Below are 21,121 nucleotides of genomic sequence, written 5' to 3'. Positions count from 1 at the left end.
CCTTGGTATTTTGTATGCAATCGAGGAGACTTGAATCTCTCGCTTAGACAAATAAGTCACCTTCTTGTTCCTAACGATTCGCAACACCCATTTACCTGCCGCCATTATAAAATCCGCTCTAACAAATCCCCCACTTTTTCTGCCATGACACGAGGCGGGTAAGGCATTTCGTTTTTCAACCACCATTCCACTACCCCTACGTAAGCATTTGCTATAAATTCAACAATGACATCTTCACTTTGGCCGTAATTCTTGCCTTTCGTTACATCTACATCTTTCCTGAACTCTTCGATATTAAACTTAAGGAACTGACTGCGAAAATATCGAGCGCCTTCACTGGCTAACATCGTCGAAAAGAATAAATAATTACTCTCAAGGTATTCCATGCAGTGTACAGTCGATTCAATCCAGTCCATTTCAGCTGCCGACTCACAAAAATCCCCCATATTGTTTATATGCTCTTCCATAATTTTTTCTAATAGATCAAATTTATCTAAGTAATGAAGATAGATTGTTCCCCGGTTTACATTTGCCCTTTCAGAAATTTCCTTAATCGTAATATGATCAAAACTTTTTTCAGTCATCAGCTCAATCAGAGCTCTTTTAATAGCCTCTTGGCTTTTGGTTATTCTTCTATCCACTTTGGACATAGCTTTTCACCAAACTTTCTTAAGATAATCAACAATTTAGAGTGGAATGTTGAATAATCAACAAATCGCCTGAATGTAACCATTGTACACACCAAGTTTTTATTTACAATAATAAACAAATGTTGATTAGTGAATCATGCTTTTTTCTCGAATGAAGTCATTGTCCATTTTAGTTAGTTGAGAATTATTTTGTAAACACAAAGAAAGAGTGTTATTTCGATGAAATTAGACCGCTTATCCTAAAGGTACTCTAAATTCAAATTTGATCTGCAGCCCAACTATAAATCCGTCAAGAGGCAGAATGTAATGAGGTGAAGAATGATTAAAAGACAATTTACGATCATTAAGGAAACAGGGTTTGCGCGACCAGCTACCCTGTTAGTCAGTATAGCTCATCGGTTTACATCAGATATTTTTCTTGAATACCAAGGGAAAACTGTTAACCTCAAACAATCACCCAAATCCATAATGGATATTATGGATTTAGGAATTAAACCCGGAACCAAAATATATATACACGCAAATGGATCTGACGAAGCGAAGGCTATACAAAAAATGAAAGAGCATTTACTAAAAAACGCTTATATACAGTAATCAAAATCAGACACACAATATATCGTAGTAGCGGGTTTGTTATCGTTGATCATCGGGGTGGTATTTATTTTGCGACAAAACAGCTTTTCAGATCATGCGTTCATTTTTCTTCTGGTGATCATTCAACCTAAAATACAAAAATTAAAAAGGATCTACAAACGAAAATGGAGGGTTTATATATGTGCAGCAGAACATAATACCAAGGGCAGTTATACCCTTGGTATTATTGGATACCGAAAGAACTTAAATCTCTACAGGTGCTTATAAGCTATAAATGGTTAGTCCCGTGGCATTTCTATGTGCTCCGTTTATGCTTAAGGGTGTTCCACATTTTAATGGATACAATAGAAACCAAAACAAATGATGCGACAACCAATACAGTTCCCATTAATGACTCACTAAAATTGATCACAATGAAACTCGAAAATATCAATAAAGGGATATTCGTAACGATAACCGTTAAAATGTAAGTGGTATACTTGATTCCTACAGCTGCCGATAAAAAACAAACGACATCTGTTGGAGCTATTGGACAAATCATCCCCAGCGCCAAAAACTTATAATTGTAAGTCTCCAATAATTTTTTCAACTCTGGATATTTACGTTCTAAATCCTTCATCATGTTCCCGCTTGAAAACACAGAAAAAGGGGCAAAACTTCTTAAGAATTCTTAAGTTTTCGCGATGTTATTCAAGATCGTTTCCTCTTCTTAAACAGTTTTCAATATCATCCTATCTATTCCATGGTAATATTTAGATACATAAACTTATATATGAAGCTGACCTGAGTTAATGGAGAGGGAGGAATGAATGAAAGAATGAAGAAACACAGAAAGATATATTTTTGTATTACTGCCCTGCTGCTCATGATTTTGCTTGCTGGATGTACGGGCAGTAAGGATGAAGAAGCACATCAACCTTCAAATCAAGCTTCTGCTGTGCAAACTGACGAAAAACACACTGAGACTGAAGACAGCACCAAAATACGCAAGGATGAATCGGAGCCAATAACAGAATCAGAAGAATCCGCAACAAAAGCTGCAAATGAGACCTCTTCAGCAGAAGAGAAAAGCAAAGAAGACAATGTATTGGCAGCATACTCTTCGGAAAAAATCGAATATGCCAGGGTTTGGCTTCAACTTGGACCTAATCAAGAGATAGATGAATTAAATGTTCGACATATTTCGGCTGGCGAGCCAATTAATCCTAATGATGATACAAGTGCCAGCTATCCAGAAGATGTGACCCAGTTAGCAGGTTCTCGTTTAGTGGATGGATCAGTCACTTATCATGGCAATGGGGATGGCACGATTCATGTATATAATGTGCCTTTACGCTGGGATTCCGCTGATGATGTAGAAAAAGGCGTCATGCGGGAAGTGACTGAGAGTATCATAAAAAACAGAAAAACAGTGTATGTTGATACAGGTGACAATGAAAAAATCAAGCGGCTCATTGATATCATGATGATTCATTAATCAGTATTCGTTTGTCTGCATCCGACTAGTAAAAAGTGGTTAATAAGGAAATGAGATACATTAATATAAAAACAAAGTTTGAAGTGCAGTAACTTGCTGAAAAATCTTCCGGTTCTATTAGTTCTCCTAGGCATTCTAAATGTGATGAGCCGTACCATTGAGCTATTTCTAGGTGTTGCATTAATATTTTATAACGCTGTCTAGTGGCATACAATGTTAATCAAAAGAAGCATTTCAGCAGTAAGTGAATGTTGTCCTAAGAAAAAACAAGCATCTTACTATGCTTGTTTTTTCTTCTATAGAAAGTATCTTATTACGCTATGATGCTATTCCTTTAGCCTGAACCTTGGCGGGCTAATCCTTTAATCCCTTTCCATCGAGAATTTTTTGCACATATTTTTCGACTCTCGATTCTCGGGTTTTGGATTGTTTGGCTTGAGAAAAATAAAGAGTGTATGCTCTTTGCCGTCCCGGGGTCAATGCTTCAAAAGCAGTTTTCAAGGCAGGGATTTCATCGAATTTATTTTGAAGTTCTTCAGGAATGTTCAATTCAATATTTTTGTTAACATCCACTTTCAAACCGGCTTTTTCAACTTCAATGGCTTCGTGAATATAGGCTTTCAAAATGTTTTCTAGCTCATTTATTTCCTGAACATTTGTAAACCGAATCTGGCGCGCCGCCTGTACATTCTCCGTTTGTTGAATGAGAATTCCATGGGCATCCTGTAATAAGGCACCTTTGTGAAACAGAAGCGCACAATATTCTTTAAACCCATGTATTAAAACGACATTTTTATTATTGTATGTGTAACAAGGATGCATCCACTTAAAATCTTCAGTCAGCTCACAGTCAAGAATGATGGTTCTCAACTTCTCAAATTCTTCCTTCCACTTTTTCGCTTTACTTAAAAATTCATCAACCTTCGGATTCGTTCTGCTATTTGTCATGAAGGAATTCCCCTCTTTCCAATCTTTTTACATTTACGTGAATTCACAATAATGAAGTCCAGTTTTATTTTTGACATCTCGTTATTTATTTTATTCTTCTATAGGTTCCTTCTCTTATTATTCAATAGATTAAGCTTAAAGTGGGGATGATGCAACAACAAAAAAAAAGAAGGCCCACAAAGCCTTCTCATCTTGTTTTATTATTCCACTGACAATCTGAAAAAATAACAATTTGATTATTATATATCTTTTTTATTCTTGCCAATGCATAAGGTTACGGCAACACTAGCTATACTGACTAAAGTTCCTGCAATAGAAACTAGAATTGTCAAAAAGCCATTGGGAATAAGAAATCCAATTGGAATGAGCCCCAGAAAAGTGAAAACGATAAAACATTGGTATACACCAGATATTATTCTTACAACCAAATTGCCAAAAAAGGACATGACTAATGGAGGGATAAATAAAAATACAACGATCCCAATTGAGATCATCAAGATAAGAGGTTCATCAAATGAGATGACATGATCTCCTGGCGACTCTTTAGCGGCCGCTAAAACAACAAGTATAGACATCATTAGTGTAACAAAAACAAGAGAAAACCTTTTTAACAACGTTATGACTCCTTTACCTAAAGCGAGTAATCCTGCCTTTTTCAAATCCGATAACCATTTTATGTGATTCAATTAAAGAATATGCAGTGAGTGACACAGCTATAAGGAATCCTGGTCACAAATCTTTATACCAAAATTGCTGATTTAGATTTAATGGAGCAACTATAGTTAGTTAGATTATTAGACGACGCAATAGACTTTATCTAACAATATAACAAATTAATGTAAATTAAACAATCCTATCCTTTATCGTCCCCTAAACCATACCACCACTGGAATGAGTAATAAGGACAACATCCCTCCAGTAAATGATAATGCTAGGTAACTTGAACCTGCCACAATCATTCCAGATAATGCTCCGCCAGCAGCCCCTGACAACGCAATCAGAACATCCACTGTCCCCTGCGTTTTAGCTCGTGTGGCAGTATCAGTTGAATCTACAATAAGGGCAGTCCCGCTTATCAAACCAAAATTCCACCCTAATCCCAGTAAAGAAAGAGCAATGACGAGAAGAACCATAGAATCTCCCGGAGCAAATGCTGCTATTACACCTGCCAAAAGCAACGTTGTTCCAGAGGAAATAGCCATTGCGGTACGTCCCAACCTATCTACAAGAACACCTGTAACCAGTGAAGGGAGATACATAGCACCTATATGAAAACCAATAACAAGCCCTACTGCCCCCAAGTCATGCCCATGATGTCTCATATGAACCGGTGTCATTGTCATAATAGCTACCATTACTATTTGGGTAAGAACCATAACTGTTGCCCCAACGATTATCCCTTTTTTGTTTTCTGTATGCTCAGTTGCCGCCAAATGTCCTTTATCACCAGGCTCTTCATTTGCCGCTTCTATTGTTTTTGCTATAACTAATGGATCTGGACGAAGCATAATGAAAAGGACCACACCTGCTAACATATATGCTGAGGCGGCTAAAATGAAAGGGCCAGCAAGTGATGGAACACCAATAGAAAGAGCGAAATCCCCCATCACATTCACTAAGCTTGGACCTGCCACTGCGCCAAATGTAGTAAAAACCATCGTAATACTAACAGCAGTCGCCCGCTGCTTATGATTTGCTAAGTCTGTACCTGCATAACGGGCCTGTAAATTAGTGGCTGTACCTGCACCGTAAATAAGCAATGAAATAAATAACAAGAAAATACTATTTATGATTGCTGCCATAATAACGCCTATTGCTCCAAGTCCGCCAATCATAAAGCCAGCTGAAAGACCTGTTCGACGGCCATAACGTTGAGAAAGTCTTCCAACAATTAATGCAGATCCTGCTGACCCTAAAGTAAATAAAGCAGAAGGAAGACCAGCAAACGCATCAGTGCCAAGCATTTGCTGTGCAATAAGCGCACCGACAGTCACTCCTGCCGCCAGCCCCGCACCGCCAAAAATTTGTGAGATACTCACAACGAATAGTGTACGCTTGTATAACGATTTTTGTTTTTCTGGTGAACTGATGTAGCTTTGTAATGAAGCAGTTTGAACATCTATTGCTTTTACGCTGTCCTTGTCTAACATCATCTGACCTTCCTTTCTAAAAGCCAATTTTGTATAAACCTCCCTCTAGATGTGGATCATCATAACACGCACAAAAAAGCCATACAATGTCATAATTGTATGGCAAACAATATTAGGTAAGATCGTCTAGCAAACGTCTCAGGATCATTAATCCTTGTTCAAGCTCTTCAAGTGTTTTTGGTGCACAGACAGAAACCCTTACAGCCCTTTCAGGACAACTATTTCCCACTACAAAGCGTTCAGCCGCATACACTTGCACGCCATGTCGAGCAGCCAACTCTTCAAATTCGGCACCAGACATTTTACCCGGTAACAACAACCAACGAAAAATGCCTGTTTCAACACCTAAACATGTATATCCCGCAACATATCGGTTTACGAGTTGATTTCTGCGAATGGTTTGTTCACGATGACTCTCAATTAAGACTTCAAATTGATTTGATACAATCGTGCGAGCAGTAAGTTCAGCTAATAGCGGGGAAACGGTTATATTTAAATTATAAAGCGCCTTTGATATTGGCTCCTTATATTGTCTCGGCACTGCTACATAAGCCAAACGCAGACCTGGCGCTAACGATTTTGATAAACTTGCAATATGGATAACCTGTTGCGGTGCGAATGAGGCGAGTGCCGGAAGCGGATTTTTGTTGAGAAGATGGTACGATGCATCTTCAATAACAAATAGATTATATTTCTTTGCAATGTCTGCAACCATTCTTCGATTCTCAACAGACATAAAGGAAGTCGTCGGATTATGATAATCCGGGATCAAATACATACCTTTAATATTTTCGTTTTTACACGCATATTCAAGTGACTCCGGACTCATTTCATCGTTTTCTGATTTTATCGGTACGATTTGCACACTAAGCAATGATGCAACAGTTTTTAATCCAGGGTACGTATGATGGTCAACACCGATGCGGTCTCCAGGCTTACAAAGACTCGCCAAAGTCGCGGCAATCGCATTTTGTCCCCCATTTGCAAATAAAATGTGTTCAACAGTTGTTTCAAACCCGCCTCTTTGGATGAGCTTTACAGCTGCATCTTTTTGCCAAAGGCTTTCACCTGCCCGGCCATAGCTAAACCATTTTTCATAATCCTCCTCCTGAACCATGTTTTTTAGTTGGTGTAACAAGGGCTCATAGGAAGCGTGATCTGGAAGTATTGCTCCCATTTCAATTAAATGTTTCGGCTTTGTATCCTCAAGTAAATACGAATTCGATAACGCATCATACGATACAAATGTGCCGCTCCCTACAGTCGCACTTAACAACCCCTTTAACTCACACACTTTAAATGCTTTTGAAATCGTACTCACATTTAAATCTAAATAATCGGCCAATTCTCGCTGTGGAGGAAGTTTTGTTCCAGGTAATAAAACTCCGTTTAAAATATCCTGTTCCAATTGCCCTGCAAGTGCTTTATAAATAGGCTTTTCAGCTTTATCAATCGATGGCTTCCAGCTCATCGGATAATTTTCAAAAGAATTGATAGGCATGATACGCATCCTTTTTCACTCAATTATATGAATGTGCTGCTTATAAGACAATTATAACTTTCTATATTGATGCCTTTTTATGAACAGCATGCTTCAATAAAACCTGTACAAATACAAGTGAATCACTTACTTTATTTCATATAAGTCATCCTGCAAAACTGTGCACAGAATGTCGGATAAATACATTTCACTCCTGTTATTCTTTGGTTAAAGGAGGCCAAATAAATGGATTTGCTTAAAAGTATGAATAGGGCGTTAAAGTATATTGAAGAAAACCTCACTAATGATATTGATTTTCAAAAGGCAGCAAAGCTTGCTTTCTGCTCTGAATATCATTTTAAAAGGATGTTTTCCTTCCTTGCAGGTATTTCATTATCGGAATATATTCGTCGCAGACGTCTTACTCTTGCAGCTTTTGAACTGAAAGACAGCAATGTAAAAGTGATTGATATTGCAATAAAGTACGGTTATAACTCACCTGATTCTTTTGCACGGGCATTCCAAAATTTACATGGCATAAACCCATCAAAAGCCAGACTTAATGGCCATCCCCTTAAAGCTTATCCACGAATGACCTTCCAGCTAACAATTAAAGGAGGAAATGAAATGAACTACCGTATTGAAGAAAAAGAGGCATTTCGCATCGTTGGCATTAAAAAAAGAGTTCCTATTATTTTTAAAGGGATTAATCCGGAGATTGCATCTATGTGGGAAAGTTTAGATGAAAAAGCAATAAATAAACTAAAAGAGCTTTCTAATGTAGCACCATCAGGCCTCATTAGTGCATCCACGAATTTTTCTGAAGGTCGGACAGAGGAAAACGGAGAGCTCGATCACTATATTGGCGCAGCCACAACGAAACAGTGTCCAGATAACTTCTCAAGGCTTGAAGTTCCTGCCTCTACGTGGGCTGTATTCGAATCAATCGGGCCATTTCCGGATACACTGCAAGAAGTATGGGGACGTATTTATTCCGAATGGTTTCCATCGTCAAATTACGAACAAATAGAAGGTCCAGAAATATTGTGGAACGAGCATAAGGATGTAACATCACCATCTTTTAAAAGTGAAATTTGGATACCAATTACAAAGAAGAAGAATTGAAGGTTCTTGAAGAAAGAATACCAAGGGCGTCAAAACCCTTGGTCTTTTTGATACTGCCGAGAGGGCTCAAACTCCACCAGTGTTTTTCATTGCCGGACCGTTCATGTAAGCAAAAAAAGCCCTTATATATCCCGATTTGCATGATTCCTAATCTTTAATAAAGATTTTTCACTCTGCATAGAAGGCTCTTTATGTAAAGCCAATATTAAAGTTATCCCTATAATACAAATAGCACCAATCCATTGAAAAGAACCAAATGGCGCTTTTAACCAAACGACAGTTGTTACAACAGCGGATAGAGGTTCTAAGCTGCCTAATAGGCTTGTTTCTTTGGGAGAAAGGCTTTCCAAGCTTTTTATGAAGAACCAGAACGCAATCATTGTTCCAAATAATATCACAAATAAAATATATGCATACGCCTCAGCAGTTAATCGTTGAAAATCCAGTTGCCATGGCGGATGGATAAAACCCAATGCAAAACCGCCAATAATCATAGCCCAACCTACAACGACAAGAGAATCAAATTTATGTAATAAACCAACGGCATATAAAGTATAAAAAGCTGCCGCGAATCCTGATAAAACTCCCCATACTACTGCAGCTGCCGGCACTGAAAGTTGAGATATTGAACCATTTGTTAACAAAAAAAAGCAACCCACTAAAGCAAGTACAACAGTAATGATATCTTGTTTGGTAAGAACCGTTTGTTTTCGCAAAAGCGTGTAGATAATGACGATTACTGGGGATAAATATTGCAATAATGTAGCAACGGCAGCATTCCCATGTTGAATGGATGCCATATATGTGTACTGCACAGCTAGCATTCCCAATAGGCCAAAAATAAGAAGCTGGCCAGCCGACGCTTTGTTTTTCCAAACCTCAATAACCTGAGACCGATCCTTTCTGAACAGTTGCAGCATTAAAAGTAACATTCCAGCCGTAAGCAAGCGTGTCGTTACAAGCCAATTGACATCAATTTGATATTCTTGAAAAAGTTTTTTGGCTACTGTGCCTCCAATTCCCCAACATGTCGCCCCTGTTATAACATAGAACAATCCCATTCTTCTATTGGAAGTATTCATACATGACTCCTCACTAATAAATATAATAATAGTGTTATAATAAATGCAAAACATGATAAAAAATACTCAAATTGAATGAAAAAATATAAATATATTGAGGTGAGAAGTCAGAATGAAGAATTTTGTGATCGATCAAAATTTAAAAGAATTAACAGAGCACCGAACGGTAGAATTACCAGTTGCCTGTTACAAGACAACGATCAATCAAAATATAAATGGCTATATTCCGCTTCATTGGCATGATGAAATCCAATTTGTTTTGATACTAAAAGGGATAGCTCTCTTTCAAATAAATGAAGAAAAAATAGAGGTTCACGAAGGGGATGGATTATTTATCAATAGTGGCTGCCTGCACATGGCCGAAGAAAAGGAAGGCTCGGATTGTACGTATATTTGCTTGAATGTGTCACCCCATTTCGTTTTATCTCAGGAACTGTATTCAAGCTATGTTCAGCCCTATATGTTTTCAACCAATTTGTCCTATTTATTTTTGGATGGAAATCAACAGTGGGCAAAAAATATTCTAGATGCTGTTAAAAAAATAAATCAATTGATTCAACAAAAGACATCGCTGTATGAGATTGACATTACGATGCAATTAACGTTAATGTGGAAAAACCTGGTCGTTAATGGTTTTCAATTAGAGTACGATCAATCTGAAATGATAAAAAGTCATCGAATGAAACAAATGTTAAACTGGATCCATCTCCATTATGCTGAAAAAATCACATTAGAGGACATTGCAAAAGCTGGCCAACTGAGCCGTTCTGAGTGCTGCCGTTATTTTAAACGAATGCTGAATAAGACGCCATTACGTTATGTAATGGATTATAGAATTCAAAAAAGCTTATTATTACTGCAACACCCTGAATCTAATGTGACAGAAGTGTCTTATCAAGTTGGATTTAACAGTACCAGTTATTTCATAAGTAAATTTCAACAAGCGATGAATATGACGCCATTATCATACAAAAAAATGAATTTATAAAGTTTATTCTATTATTAAATGGAGTCCCCTTAAGGTGTTTACGGCTTTAAAACCAACATTGTATAATGATAGTCATTCTTAAAAATCGAGGTGATCATAACATGTTTTTAGCTCCACTATTTGAAAATGATGTTCCAGTAGCACTTCTCTGCCCTTAATGGAGTAAAGTGACTACTTCTCTCCGTTAGGGCATTTATTGACCTAATTTTAAATACGGAGGGAACAAAAAAATGAAAAATACCCTGTTAGGTTCTATATATTTAGCTTTAGCCGCTAGTATCTGGGGTGGCATGTATGTTGTGGTTAAGGTTGTTGTCGCAGTAATTCCGCCTTTTGAATTGGTTTGGATCAGGTACGTCATCGCTATCCTTGCGCTTCTTATTGTTGGTTTAATAAGGAAACAATCTTGGAAAATTCATAAGCGCGATCTTTTATTAATTGTGGCCATTGGAATTGTTGGCAACACCATTTCAATTGTTACACAAGAATATGGAACGATGTTGTCTTCAGCACAAATGGGAGCAATTATTACGTCCTCCACACCAGCGTTCATGGTTATTTTTGCTCGTCTATTACTTAAAGAACCATTGAATATAAAAAAAGGAACTTCAATAATTTTAGCAACCACAGGCGTATTATTTATAGTTGGAAACGGACATATTGATACCTCTAATCAGCTTGGCGGTATTTCTCTGCTTGTTGCAGCACTTACATGGGCACTGATGTCAGTGCTTATCAAACGCGTGCCAAACAGCTATTCGCCTATACTTGTTACCACGTATTCAACTTTTGTGGCCATTGTGGCACTAACTCCTTTTGTAAAACCTAGCACGATTTTCACGCCACAACTGCATGACCCTAAAATTCTAGGTGGTCTTTTGTATTTGGGAATTGTTTCAACCGCTTGTGCTTTTTTATTGTGGAACCGCGGCTTACAATTATTAAATGCCTCAAGTGGAGGCCTCTTTTTCTTTTTTCAGCCTCTGGTTGGAACCTTACTCGGATGGATTCTGCTGGGAGAACAAATAGGCGGGACATTTTGGATAGGTTCGTTTTTAATTCTGAGCGGTGTTTTATTAGTCATTAAAGAGAAAGAAAAAGAAGTGAAGTCATAACAAAAAGAAAAGCAAACTATTTTATATAGTTTGCTTTTCAATTAACCTTGTTCTTTCCCCTTTACTTCTTTTTGTTCTGGTCTTCATTTATAATCTCTCCTTTCTTTATTTTTCTTCTCGCCTCAATACCCATCTGAAGGTTGTCAATTTCCCTGATAATAATGCCAATTTGGTGGCTAAATGTTTATCAACAAACCTTTTTCTGTTCGCAAGATAAGTGATAATGCATCATTAAGTAAGTGGGCCGTTATCCATATCAAATCGGTATAGAAATTAGAACTTAATCATGTGCTTTTAATATTTTTAGCTGACATTTCACAAATATCGTTCCTTCTTATTTCTACTCAAATATTTCTGTGATGTCATTGAGCCAATGAAAAACTGCTCACACGGATCAATTGACCTTTTCCTGATTGGAAATCCGACACGTTCCCTATTGTTTTTGCTTGATCTGTTTTTTCAAAAAAGTTATTGACATCAAAAATTCGATCATGTTATTATTAAAAGTTTGATATTCCACCTCCATATATGGTAATCTTAAGAAGGTTACCATATATGGAGGTGGATGATATGTTTCAAATTGGCGATAACATTGTTTATCCAATGCACGGAGCAGGTATAATTGAAGCCATAGAAGAAAAAGAATTCTTAGAGGAAAAACAACAGTATTATGTCATAAGAATGTCAATCAGTAATATGACAGTTATGATTCCAACGCGTAAAATATTGAGTTCGAATATACGACCAGTTACCGATATACTTGCATTAAAACACATTATGCACATTTTTCAGCATGGAGAATCAGATAGGTTACTGCCATGGAAGCAAAGGTATAAAATAAACACGGACAAAATAAAAACGGGTGAAATACAAGAAGGCGCTGAAGTTGTACGTGATTTAATGCGTATGAAGAAAGAAAAAGCACTTAATGCAAGCGAAAAAAAAATGCTGGATAATGCATATGAATTTTTGATTAGTGAACTGGAAGTAATTAAAGGAATCACTGAAAAGCAAATAAAAAGTTTCGGTTAGATAGTGTATTGTTCCCAAAAAATATTTCGGAATATTATGATGAAAAGCAAATCTTCTCCAACTTATGTTTAGAACATTAACGACCTCTTTTGTTATTCCTACATTCTAATCCATTTTATTATTTACATTTCTTCTGCGAAGATTGAAGTTTTACCAAAAAATTAAATAAAATAGTCACTTGTTTTTAGTATCTGATTCACACTGGCACTGACAAGGAGCCGTAAGGATGGAAGAGAGGTAGGGCTTTCATTGTTTTAGGTATCTCTAAGTGATTATTTCCAGAAGAAAAAAACAATCGATCTCCTCATTATTTTTAAGAATTTCTTATATCCACTGCCACATTGAATAATAATTGTTTATCTTCTTCTCATAAAAGAGATATGCGAGTTGATAACATCTAGATGAAACCATTTTTATAATTCATCTATACTTAAATTAACGAACAGGTTAGTGAAAAAAAGAGTTATCTATGCTTGAACAAAAAATTAAATATTTTATATACATTCCGCATATTGTCAATCCAGTATGTTATACTGTAAACAAACCTTTGAAGTTTTAAATCTTTTTCTATTACCTTGTAGCATCTCCCTACTCGAACGTTGAGTAGGGTTTTTTATTGAGTATGATATAGACATAAAAAAACAGGCCCTATATAAAGAGCCTGTTTGTATAAACGATTGAAGATTAAGCTTTTTGAACGTTAGCAGCTTGAGCTCCACGAGCACCTTGCTCAACGTCAAACGATACTTTTTGACCTTCGTCTAAAGATTTGAATCCGTCACTTTGGATTGCAGAAAAGTGTACGAATACATCGTCTCCATTTTCGCGTTCGATAAAGCCAAAACCTTTTTCTGCATTAAACCATTTAACTGTACCTTGTTCCATTTTTGTTGCCTCCTAGTGTGTAACCACACAGTATATACTATCCTTGCCCAAAGTATCATCAAGACGAAAAGTCAATCTTCATACTATCCTTTACACCGAACAAAAATAATTCTTCTTTATTATATCAGGAATCGGAAATAACTGCAAATTATATTTCCGATTTATTCATGGCATTATTTGTTAAACAGGTGTATACCAGCGCAGAATAAGAGACCTATTAAAAACTTTGGTTTGAAAACACCGTGAAAAGTGAATCACGAGTGGCTTCAAACCTTTTTCTTTGCTTAATAGTACTTAGCTCAGCTGTTTCTTGTTCAAGAGCAAGATAATCTTTTAAAAGCAGGGCTGTTCACTTGTAAAACTTTGTTTCTGCAGATGTTTCCAAACAGTCACTCATGGATATACCCATTACTTCATTCCTTATTTCCTCAAACAATCAATGTTCACGGTCAAATAAATCGATCCCCATGGGGGAGCATTGAGAGAGTTTGACCCAATAAAGTGCTGGGTATAATCTTCATACGCCTTTTGTATCCCGGCTGACTCTGCTAATAATAAACTGGAAATCAGTTTATTATTTCCAATAATTTTACAGATGAATGGGGAGAATACTTATCATATATGAGGTGTATAACGTTAGGCCTTCTAAGGCTATAAAACGTTTTCTACACTTAGAAGATCACCAGGGAAGGGGAAACTTTTTAATATGAAAGAACAAAACCTAAGGACTTTGAGAAAACTGGTTACACCTTATGAAAAGTCCGATTTACACAAAAGCATTTGTCAAATCATTAACACATTGGTGCCATTTTTCCTATTATGGTGTTTGGCATATAAGAGCTTGTCGATTTCTTATTTCCTTACATTAGCGATTTCTGTTGTTGCGGCAGGTTTTTTAGTGAGAACCTTCATCATCTTTCATGATTGCTGCCACTATTCCTTTTTTAAGAACAGAAAGGCGAATCGAATCCTTGGAACATTAACAGGAATTCTGACTCTGCATCCTTTTGATCATTGGGCACACGACCATTCTGTCCATCATGCGACAAGCAGCAATCTGGACAAACGCGGTACAGGCGATATTTGGGTACTGACGGTTGATGAATATAAGAAAGCCTCAACTAAGACAAAAATAATGTACCGATTGTACAGAAATCCGTTTGTTATGTTTATTATTGGGCCGATTTACGTTTTCGGGATTGCCAATCGTTTTAATCGAAAAGGGGCAAAACGCAAAGAACGGATGAATACGTATGTAACGAACCTGGGGATCGTCGCTTTGGCAGCACTTTTATGTTGGGCTATTGGCTGGCAAAACTTCCTGCTGGTTCAGGTGCCGATTTTTATGATATCAGGCTCTCTCGGAATTTGGATGTTTTATATTCAACATACGTTTGAGGATTCTTATTTTGAAGAAGATGAGCATTGGGAATATGTAAAAGCAGCAGTTGAAGGAAGCTCTTTTTATAAGCTTCCAAAAGTCATGCAGTGGCTAACAGGCAATATCGGTTTTCATCATGTTCATCATTTAAGCCCGAGAGTCCCAAACTATAAGCTTGAAAAAGTGCATAACAACACTGAACCATTGCAAAACGTTCCGACCATTACACTGGCAACAAGCCTTAAGTCGTTAAAGTTCCGCCTATGGGATGAAGAAGGCAAAAAATTTGTTGGTTTTAGCCACTTAAAAAAAGCTTCTAAAAGCCAAGTATCGGCGCGGCTAACAACGGATTAAAATAAACTCCCCCATAATGGATGATAAGGGACAGTCAAAACAATGAATATCTTTACTTTATCATCTATATTGATTAAGAATTTTAATCTCTTCCTTATTATAAAAAGGCTGACGAAAATGATCGTCAGCCTAATCTTTGTTCTCATATCCGCTTTCCATAAATGATATATCGCTTTGGAGCATTTCCAATGTATGAAAATGGATAACACGTAGTTAGAATGAGCTCCTCTTCACTATGCTGCAACGTAATAATGGAAGTATCATTTTTATCGACAATTTTCATGTTCTCAATTTTATACTGAAAACTCCCATACGGAAGCAGAATCTTTAATTGATCACCTTTTTTTAGTTCTCCTGTTCGGCGGAAGACGGTATCCCGATGGCCTGATAGAACAATTTGTCCGTTTTCATCTGGATAATAGCTTCCTTTGTAATGGCCGACTCCTTTTTCCAGATCATCCGCATCGGTTCCCTCTACTATCGGAAGCTCTGCGTTGATTTTAGGAATCTCCAGAATGCCAACTGCCTCTCCGAACTTAGGCTTAAATCCTTCTTTATCTGAGCCTTCATTTTTTCCAGAAGGGCTCTTTAATGCAAGTTTTGCCTCATCTAAAGTTTGTTCTGTCTTATGACTGATGTCCACCACTTCCCAGACTCCGTAACCTACAAAAACGAGTCCAGCAATAATGATGAATATAGGAAGATATTTCTTCATGCAACATCAGGCATTTCTTTTTCTTCTAAAGTACCAAAGTGCAGTTCCTGCTACTAACAATACCAAACCAACAAGGATCAGATTATACGTATTTGTTGCTGTATTTGGAAGTTCTTTTCCTGTATTTGTCTTTCCATCTGTTTTTTCTGGTGTTGGTTTGCTTGGCTTAGCAGGTTCATTTGGTTTCTCAGAACCTTTCGATACAACATTCATCTCTGCTTTTGGCTTATCAGGATTATCAATACTGCTGCCATTTACAGTTGCCACGTTTATAATGGTTTTGCCTGCATATCCCGACTCAATTTTCGCTTGGAATGTCACAGTCCGCCACTCAGTGTCAGTGACATCGCCAAAGTTAGCAGTAATCTTGCCATCCTTGATTGTAGCTTCTCCGCCGTTGCTCGCTTTTAAGCTGCCTTCGACATACTTCAATCCAGCTGGAAGATCATCTGAAATCACCAGATTTTCTACTTTACCGTCGGATACTGTATTTCGGGTTTTAATGGTGTAGACTACCGTATCCCCTGCTTCATACTTTTCCTTATCTGAATCCAAGTTCTTCACTGTTTTTTCAGATTCTAAAACAGGATTTCGCGGATATACCTTCACTTCATGGCTCGGTTTGTCAGGGGACTTGATATTGTCACTGCTGATGTTTGCAGTGTTGACGATATCTTTACCTGCTTGACCAGACTTCACTTTTGCTTCAAATGTTACAGAGTGCCATTTCGTATCGGTCACATTGCCAAACTCACCTGACATCTTACCGTCGGCAAAATACCCATGATCATCGTCTTGATCATCACTTACTGCTGTGCCATCTACTTTCAATGTTCCCGAAACATATTCTAATCCTTCCGGAAGAGAATCCGAGATGACAAGATTTTTGACAAGACTGTCTTCCATCGTGTTTCGGGTTTGGATTGTGTAAAGAAGCGTGTCGCCAGATTCCGGATGGTCCGCATCTTTATTTCCATCAGCTTTTTCCTTAATGGAGGCTGTTTTCTTTGATTCTAATTTTGGATCTTTCGCATCCACTTTGATGTCTGTTCCCGGTTTATCCGGTGTGTCGATATTGCCGCCGTCAACGGTTGCCACGTTTTTAATCGTTTTTTCCGCATAGCCGGACTCAATTTTCGCTTGGAAGGTCACAGTACGCCACTCGGTATCAGTTACGTCACCAAAGTTAGCTGTGATTTTGCCGTCCTTGATTGATACTTCTCCGCCGTTGCTCGCTTTTAAGCTGCCTTCGATAAACTTCAATCCGGCTGGAAGTTTATCTGAGATAACAAGATCAGTCACTTTACTATCAGCTACTGTATTTCTCGTTTTAATGGTGTAAACAACAGTATCTCCTGCTTCATACTTTTCTTTATCTGAATCCAAATTCTTTGCTGTCTTTTCTGACTCTAAAACTGGATCTTTCGGAGAAACTTTAACCTCATGGCTTGGTTTATCTGGTTTATCAACATTACCACCTGTGACACTGGCAGTATTGACAATATTTTTACCTGCTTGACCAGCTTTTATTTTCGCTTCAAAGGTAACAGTATGCCATTCGGTATCAGTCACATCACCAAACTGGCCTGACACTTTGCCTTCTGTCACATCGCCTTTATCGTCATCTCGGGCATCACTAACTGCTTTATTATCTACTTTTAGTGTGCCAGGAACATATTCTAAGCCTGCCGGCAGTTTATCTGCGATGACAAGATCAGTTACTTTACTGTCTGTTACTGTATTTCTTGTTTTGATCGTGTAAACAACCGTATCTCCTGCTTCATACTTTTCTTTATCGGAATCCAGATTCTTCGCTGTCTTTTCTGACTCTAAGACTGGATTTCTTGGAGAAACTTTGACCTCATGGCTTGGTTTGTCTGGTTTATCAATATTGTCACCTGTGACGCTGGCAGTATTCACAATTTTCTGATCAGTCTGCCCAGCTTTCACTTTCACTTCAAAGGTAACAGTATGCCATTCGGTATCAGTCACATCACCAATTTGACCCGACACTTTGCCGTCTGTCATATCGCCTTTATCATCATCTTGAGCGTCGCTGACGGATTTATTGTCTACTTTTAGAGTTCCAGAAACATATTCTAGTCCCTCTGGAAGTTCATCTGAGATGACTAGGTTTTTCACCAGACTATCCTCAACTATGTTTCTTGTCTGGATTGTATAAAGAAGGGTATCTCCCACTTGTATCTGATTCTCTTCTTTATTGCCCTCTGCTTTTGCTTGAATACTTGCAGTTTTCTTTGACTCTAAGTCAGGGTTCCTAGGATAAATTGCGACTTCATGATTCGGCTTATCCGGAGTCTCGAGATTACTGCCGGTAACACTAGCCGTATTTTGAATTGTTTCGCCAGCTTGGCCAGCTTTCACTTTCGCTTCAAAGGTAACAGTATGCCATTCGGTATCAGTCACATCACCAATTTGACCCGACACTTTGCCGTCTGTCATATCACCTTTATCATCATCTTGAGCGTCGCTGACTGCTGTGCCATCTACTTTTAAAGAACCCGAAACATATTCTAGTCCCTCTGGAAGTTCATCTGAAATGACGAGATCTTTAAGCAGACTGTCCTCAATTGTGTTTCTCGTTTCGATTGTATAAAGAAGGGTATCTCCTACTTCTGGATGTTTCTCATCTTTATTGCCATCCGCTTTTTCCTGGAGGCTTGCGGTTTTCTTCGATTCTACATCCGGCTTTCTTGGATAAATTTCGGTATCATTGCTCGGCTTATCTGGTGTCTCGATGTTACTGCCTGTAATGGTAGCCGTGTTCTTAATCGTTTCACCAGCTTGGCCGGCTTTTACTTTTGCTTCAAAGGTCACGTTATGCCATTCCATGTCAGTCACATCGCCAATTTGGCCTGACACTTTGCCATCTGTCACATCACCTTTGTCATCGTCTTGGTCATCGCTGACTGCTGTACCATCCACTTTCAGAGTGCCTGGAACGTATTCCAGTCCATCTGGTATGGCATCTGAGATTGTAAGGGCTTTTACCTCACTGTCTTCTTCTGTATTTCGTGTTTGTATTGTGTAAAGAAGCGTGTCTCCTACTTCTGGGTGATCAGGATATTTGTTTCCTTCCACTTTTTCCTTAATTGCTGCTGTTTTCTTTGATTCTAAAGCAGGGTTCCTAGGATAAACTTTCACTTCATTATTTGGCTTATCCGGTGTTTGGATATTATCTCCTGAAATGCTTGCCGTATTGATAATATTCTTTCCTGCTTGACCAGGCTTCACTTTCACTTCAAAGGTCACATTATGCCATTCAGTATCGGATACATTACCAACCTGTCCTGACACTTTGCCATCAGTATATTGTCCTTTGTCGTCATCCTGACCATCACTGACAGAGACACCGTCTACTTTTAGTGAGCCTGGAACATAGTCTAAGCCTTCCGGCACCGTATCCGAAATGGCAAGGTTTTTCACTTGACTGTCTTCAACAGTATTTCGGGTTTGAATCGTGTAAAGAAGTGTATCTCCCACTTCTGGGTGATCCGCATCTTGGTTTCCATCCGCTTTTACCTTAATAGCAGACGTTTTCTTTGATTCAAGTACAGGATCTTTAAAAACAACCGGAGTCGTTACTTCGTTTGATTCGGTTTTTTTACTTGTATTCGTTAATAAACTGTCATAGTTTATTTGCGCTTTGTTAGAAATTTCTTTGCCAGCATAACCTGTCTTGGCCTTCACTTTAAACTGTACAGTCATCCCATTTGGCAAGTTGTTCGTGTTAGGTAAATTTCCTAATGTAATATTTACTTTATTGCCATCGAAATTGCCTTCATCACCATCGGATGCATCAGTTAAGTTTTTTGTTGTGGAACCGTTCATTAATTTTAATGATCCAGGAACATATTCAGTTCCCTCTGGAATTGCATCGGAAAAGCTTGCATCAGCAGCAACGTCTCCGCCTTCATTTTTGATTTGAACCGCGTATGTAAGCTCATCCCCGGGTTGTACCTCTCCCTGTGGTGAAACTGACTTATTTGCCGTCACACATGGTTCTGTTCCTAAGAAAATATCATCCAAAAAGTTGCCGGCCCCTATGTTTCCAGCCGCTGTACTTACAGCTTCGAAACCGAATCGAGTTGTCGTTTGGCCAGCTGGGACAGTATAAGAACCTGTATGAGTTCCCCATGCAGTTTTTCCATCAGAAAATTGTTTTTGAACAACGGTATCATACGGATTATTAGTAGCTGCCCCTATGCGAACCTGCATGGTGTCAACACCTTGCCGTCCCATATGGGATAAACGCCAATAAATCGTTTGTCCAGGCGTTGTTTTCACGTCTTGATACAACATGCCATTTTCAAAAGCGTTTAATTCAGCCCAGCGATTGCCATCCGGAGGTGCTGGCCAATTTTTCACAACAGCCGGAATATTCTGTGCATAGTTCCATATTTCAATTGCCTTATCAGTAGTTTTCCAACCAGGAACTTCAGACTCATAGTAATAAAGACCCGAACCATCATGTGCTGATCCTCTTGCAGCACCTTGTTCAAAGCTTCCGTTAATCAACGCAACAGGAGCTGGACAAATATTATCTGCACTTTGAGTTACCTCTGTAGTATCTTCAGCATGAATATGATTCGGCAAAACTGTCAACACATTTCCAGCAATCAATAACAAGACTGCAAAAATCATTAGGGTTTTCCTAAGATTCAGTATGTAAGCTTTAGGCACAAAGCCCTTTCTCATAGACTCCCACTCCCATTATTTAATTGTTTTATGAACCTACCTCCCGATAAATTCACACGAATCGGAATATTTGTTCTTTATTTGACCTCCTCTCGAATTAAATATATATAACAAGTACATCTTTTACAATGTGACAAAATATTCATATATTTGTCATAAAATAAGGTTGGATTGCAAAAAACATCAAGTATTTGTCGTAATTTGTAAAGAGTAATTTGTCCTTTTTTGTGTGAATCTGTTTAATTTTCTAGATATAAGCGATTTGCGTATATGACTCTCATATAAGTAAAAAGCAGGGGAAGAACAGGCTATTGATTCAACATCATCAATATAGAAAGATTTGATTACTCTGATGCAAAAACAAAAAAAGATACCAATATGTTTGGTATCTTTTTTGATAGTTCAAGCTCCTCAAAACCATATCTT

The 21,121-nt window shown here is 38.0% G+C and carries 18 protein-coding genes; 7 read left to right on the top strand and 11 right to left on the bottom strand.

Annotation, left to right across the window (positions count from 1 at the left end; all coding sequences use genetic code 11):
• Window positions 1-104 precede the first annotated feature (104 nt).
• Entirely contained in the window at window positions 105-650 is a 546-nt protein-coding gene (locus CW370_RS16800; protein ID WP_024572652.1) for a TetR/AcrR family transcriptional regulator, read from the bottom strand.
• 318 nt (window positions 651-968) lie between these two features.
• On the opposite strand from CW370_RS16800, the gene CW370_RS16795 reads away from it, so the two are divergent.
• Window positions 969-1,244 carry an HPr family phosphocarrier protein gene (locus CW370_RS16795; protein WP_024572651.1) on the top strand — a complete coding sequence of 92 codons (276 nt, stop codon included), beginning with the start codon at window positions 969-971 and terminating at the stop codon, window positions 1,242-1,244.
• Between the two features lie 295 nt (window positions 1,245-1,539).
• Here CW370_RS16795 and CW370_RS16790 read toward each other — a convergent pair whose 3' ends face one another.
• Complete coding sequence (locus CW370_RS16790) at window positions 1,540-1,863, bottom strand: hypothetical protein (RefSeq protein WP_019712429.1); 324 nt, start codon at window positions 1,861-1,863, stop codon at window positions 1,540-1,542.
• Window positions 1,864-2,061: 198 nt separating this feature from the next.
• Between CW370_RS16790 and CW370_RS16785 the strand changes: the two genes are divergently transcribed.
• Window positions 2,062-2,721, top strand: a complete 660-nt coding sequence (locus tag CW370_RS16785; protein WP_024572650.1) for a hypothetical protein — start codon at window positions 2,062-2,064, stop codon at window positions 2,719-2,721.
• A gap of 354 nt (window positions 2,722-3,075) precedes the next feature.
• Here CW370_RS16785 and CW370_RS16780 read toward each other — a convergent pair whose 3' ends face one another.
• From CW370_RS16780 to CW370_RS16765, 4 genes are all read right to left on the bottom strand, one after another.
• Window positions 3,076-3,669 carry a YdeI/OmpD-associated family protein gene (locus CW370_RS16780; protein ID WP_024572649.1) on the bottom strand — a complete coding sequence of 198 codons (594 nt, stop codon included), beginning with the start codon at window positions 3,667-3,669 and terminating at the stop codon, window positions 3,076-3,078.
• A 239-nt stretch (window positions 3,670-3,908) separates the two neighbouring features.
• Window positions 3,909-4,283, bottom strand: a complete 375-nt coding sequence (locus CW370_RS16775; RefSeq protein WP_014478947.1) for a hypothetical protein — start codon at window positions 4,281-4,283, stop codon at window positions 3,909-3,911.
• Window positions 4,284-4,529: 246 nt separating this feature from the next.
• The gene (locus CW370_RS16770) at window positions 4,530-5,822 is read right to left on the bottom strand and encodes an MFS transporter (protein ID WP_024572648.1); all 1,293 of its coding nucleotides are present in this window, start codon (window positions 5,820-5,822) and stop codon (window positions 4,530-4,532) included.
• A 109-nt stretch (window positions 5,823-5,931) separates the two neighbouring features.
• Window positions 5,932-7,320, bottom strand: a complete 1,389-nt coding sequence (locus tag CW370_RS16765; protein ID WP_024572647.1) for an aminotransferase-like domain-containing protein — start codon at window positions 7,318-7,320, stop codon at window positions 5,932-5,934.
• A 225-nt stretch (window positions 7,321-7,545) separates the two neighbouring features.
• Between CW370_RS16765 and CW370_RS16760 the strand changes: the two genes are divergently transcribed.
• Window positions 7,546-8,424 carry an AraC family transcriptional regulator gene (locus tag CW370_RS16760; RefSeq protein ID WP_024572646.1) on the top strand — a complete coding sequence of 293 codons (879 nt, stop codon included), beginning with the start codon at window positions 7,546-7,548 and terminating at the stop codon, window positions 8,422-8,424.
• Window positions 8,425-8,546: 122 nt separating this feature from the next.
• Here the strand turns inward: CW370_RS16760 and CW370_RS16755 are convergent, their stop codons facing one another.
• A complete protein-coding gene (locus CW370_RS16755) occupies window positions 8,547-9,506 on the bottom strand; it encodes a DMT family transporter (protein ID WP_015715286.1) in 960 nt (319 codons plus the stop codon).
• A gap of 112 nt (window positions 9,507-9,618) precedes the next feature.
• Between CW370_RS16755 and CW370_RS16750 the strand changes: the two genes are divergently transcribed.
• The 3 genes from CW370_RS16750 (at window position 9,619) to CW370_RS16735 (ending at window position 12,641) form a co-directional block, all read left to right on the top strand.
• Window positions 9,619-10,494, top strand: coding sequence for an AraC family transcriptional regulator (locus tag CW370_RS16750; protein ID WP_024572645.1), 876 nt, complete (start codon window positions 9,619-9,621; stop codon window positions 10,492-10,494).
• A gap of 230 nt (window positions 10,495-10,724) precedes the next feature.
• The gene (locus CW370_RS16745) at window positions 10,725-11,609 is read left to right on the top strand and encodes a DMT family transporter (RefSeq protein ID WP_024572644.1); all 885 of its coding nucleotides are present in this window, start codon (window positions 10,725-10,727) and stop codon (window positions 11,607-11,609) included.
• A 570-nt stretch (window positions 11,610-12,179) separates the two neighbouring features.
• Window positions 12,180-12,641 carry a CarD family transcriptional regulator gene (locus CW370_RS16735; protein ID WP_024572643.1) on the top strand — a complete coding sequence of 154 codons (462 nt, stop codon included), beginning with the start codon at window positions 12,180-12,182 and terminating at the stop codon, window positions 12,639-12,641.
• Between the two features lie 684 nt (window positions 12,642-13,325).
• Here the strand turns inward: CW370_RS16735 and cspC are convergent.
• Both cspC and CW370_RS21840 read right to left on the bottom strand, forming a co-directional pair.
• Window positions 13,326-13,526 carry a cold shock protein CspC gene (cspC, locus tag CW370_RS16730; RefSeq protein WP_003234247.1) on the bottom strand — a complete coding sequence of 67 codons (201 nt, stop codon included), beginning with the start codon at window positions 13,524-13,526 and terminating at the stop codon, window positions 13,326-13,328.
• 420 nt (window positions 13,527-13,946) lie between these two features.
• Window positions 13,947-14,093 (bottom strand): molecular chaperone TorD family protein, encoded by a 147-nt coding sequence (locus CW370_RS21840; protein ID WP_426672267.1) that lies wholly within the window; start codon window positions 14,091-14,093, stop codon window positions 13,947-13,949.
• Window positions 14,094-14,232: 139 nt separating this feature from the next.
• On the opposite strand from CW370_RS21840, the gene CW370_RS16725 reads away from it, so the two are divergent.
• Window positions 14,233-15,261: a fatty acid desaturase gene (locus tag CW370_RS16725; RefSeq protein WP_024572642.1), complete on the top strand. Its 1,029-nt coding sequence runs from the start codon at window positions 14,233-14,235 to the stop codon at window positions 15,259-15,261.
• Window positions 15,262-15,403: 142 nt separating this feature from the next.
• Here the strand turns inward: CW370_RS16725 and CW370_RS16720 are convergent, their stop codons facing one another.
• Together CW370_RS16720 and CW370_RS16715 are read right to left on the bottom strand one after the other, a co-directional pair.
• Window positions 15,404-15,976 (bottom strand): class D sortase, encoded by a 573-nt coding sequence (locus CW370_RS16720; protein WP_024572641.1) that lies wholly within the window; start codon window positions 15,974-15,976, stop codon window positions 15,404-15,406.
• A gap of 6 nt (window positions 15,977-15,982) precedes the next feature.
• Window positions 15,983-20,695 (bottom strand): isopeptide-forming domain-containing fimbrial protein, encoded by a 4,713-nt coding sequence (locus CW370_RS16715; protein ID WP_101169838.1) that lies wholly within the window; start codon window positions 20,693-20,695, stop codon window positions 15,983-15,985.
• Window positions 20,696-21,121: the final 426 nt, after the last annotated feature.

Origin of the sequence: Bacillus sp. SN32 (assembly GCF_002837495.1) — a bacterium.
Taxonomy (GTDB): Bacteria; Bacillota; Bacilli; order Bacillales; family Bacillaceae; genus Bacillus; species Bacillus subtilis.
This window is presented reverse-complemented; position numbering and strand designations above follow the sequence as displayed.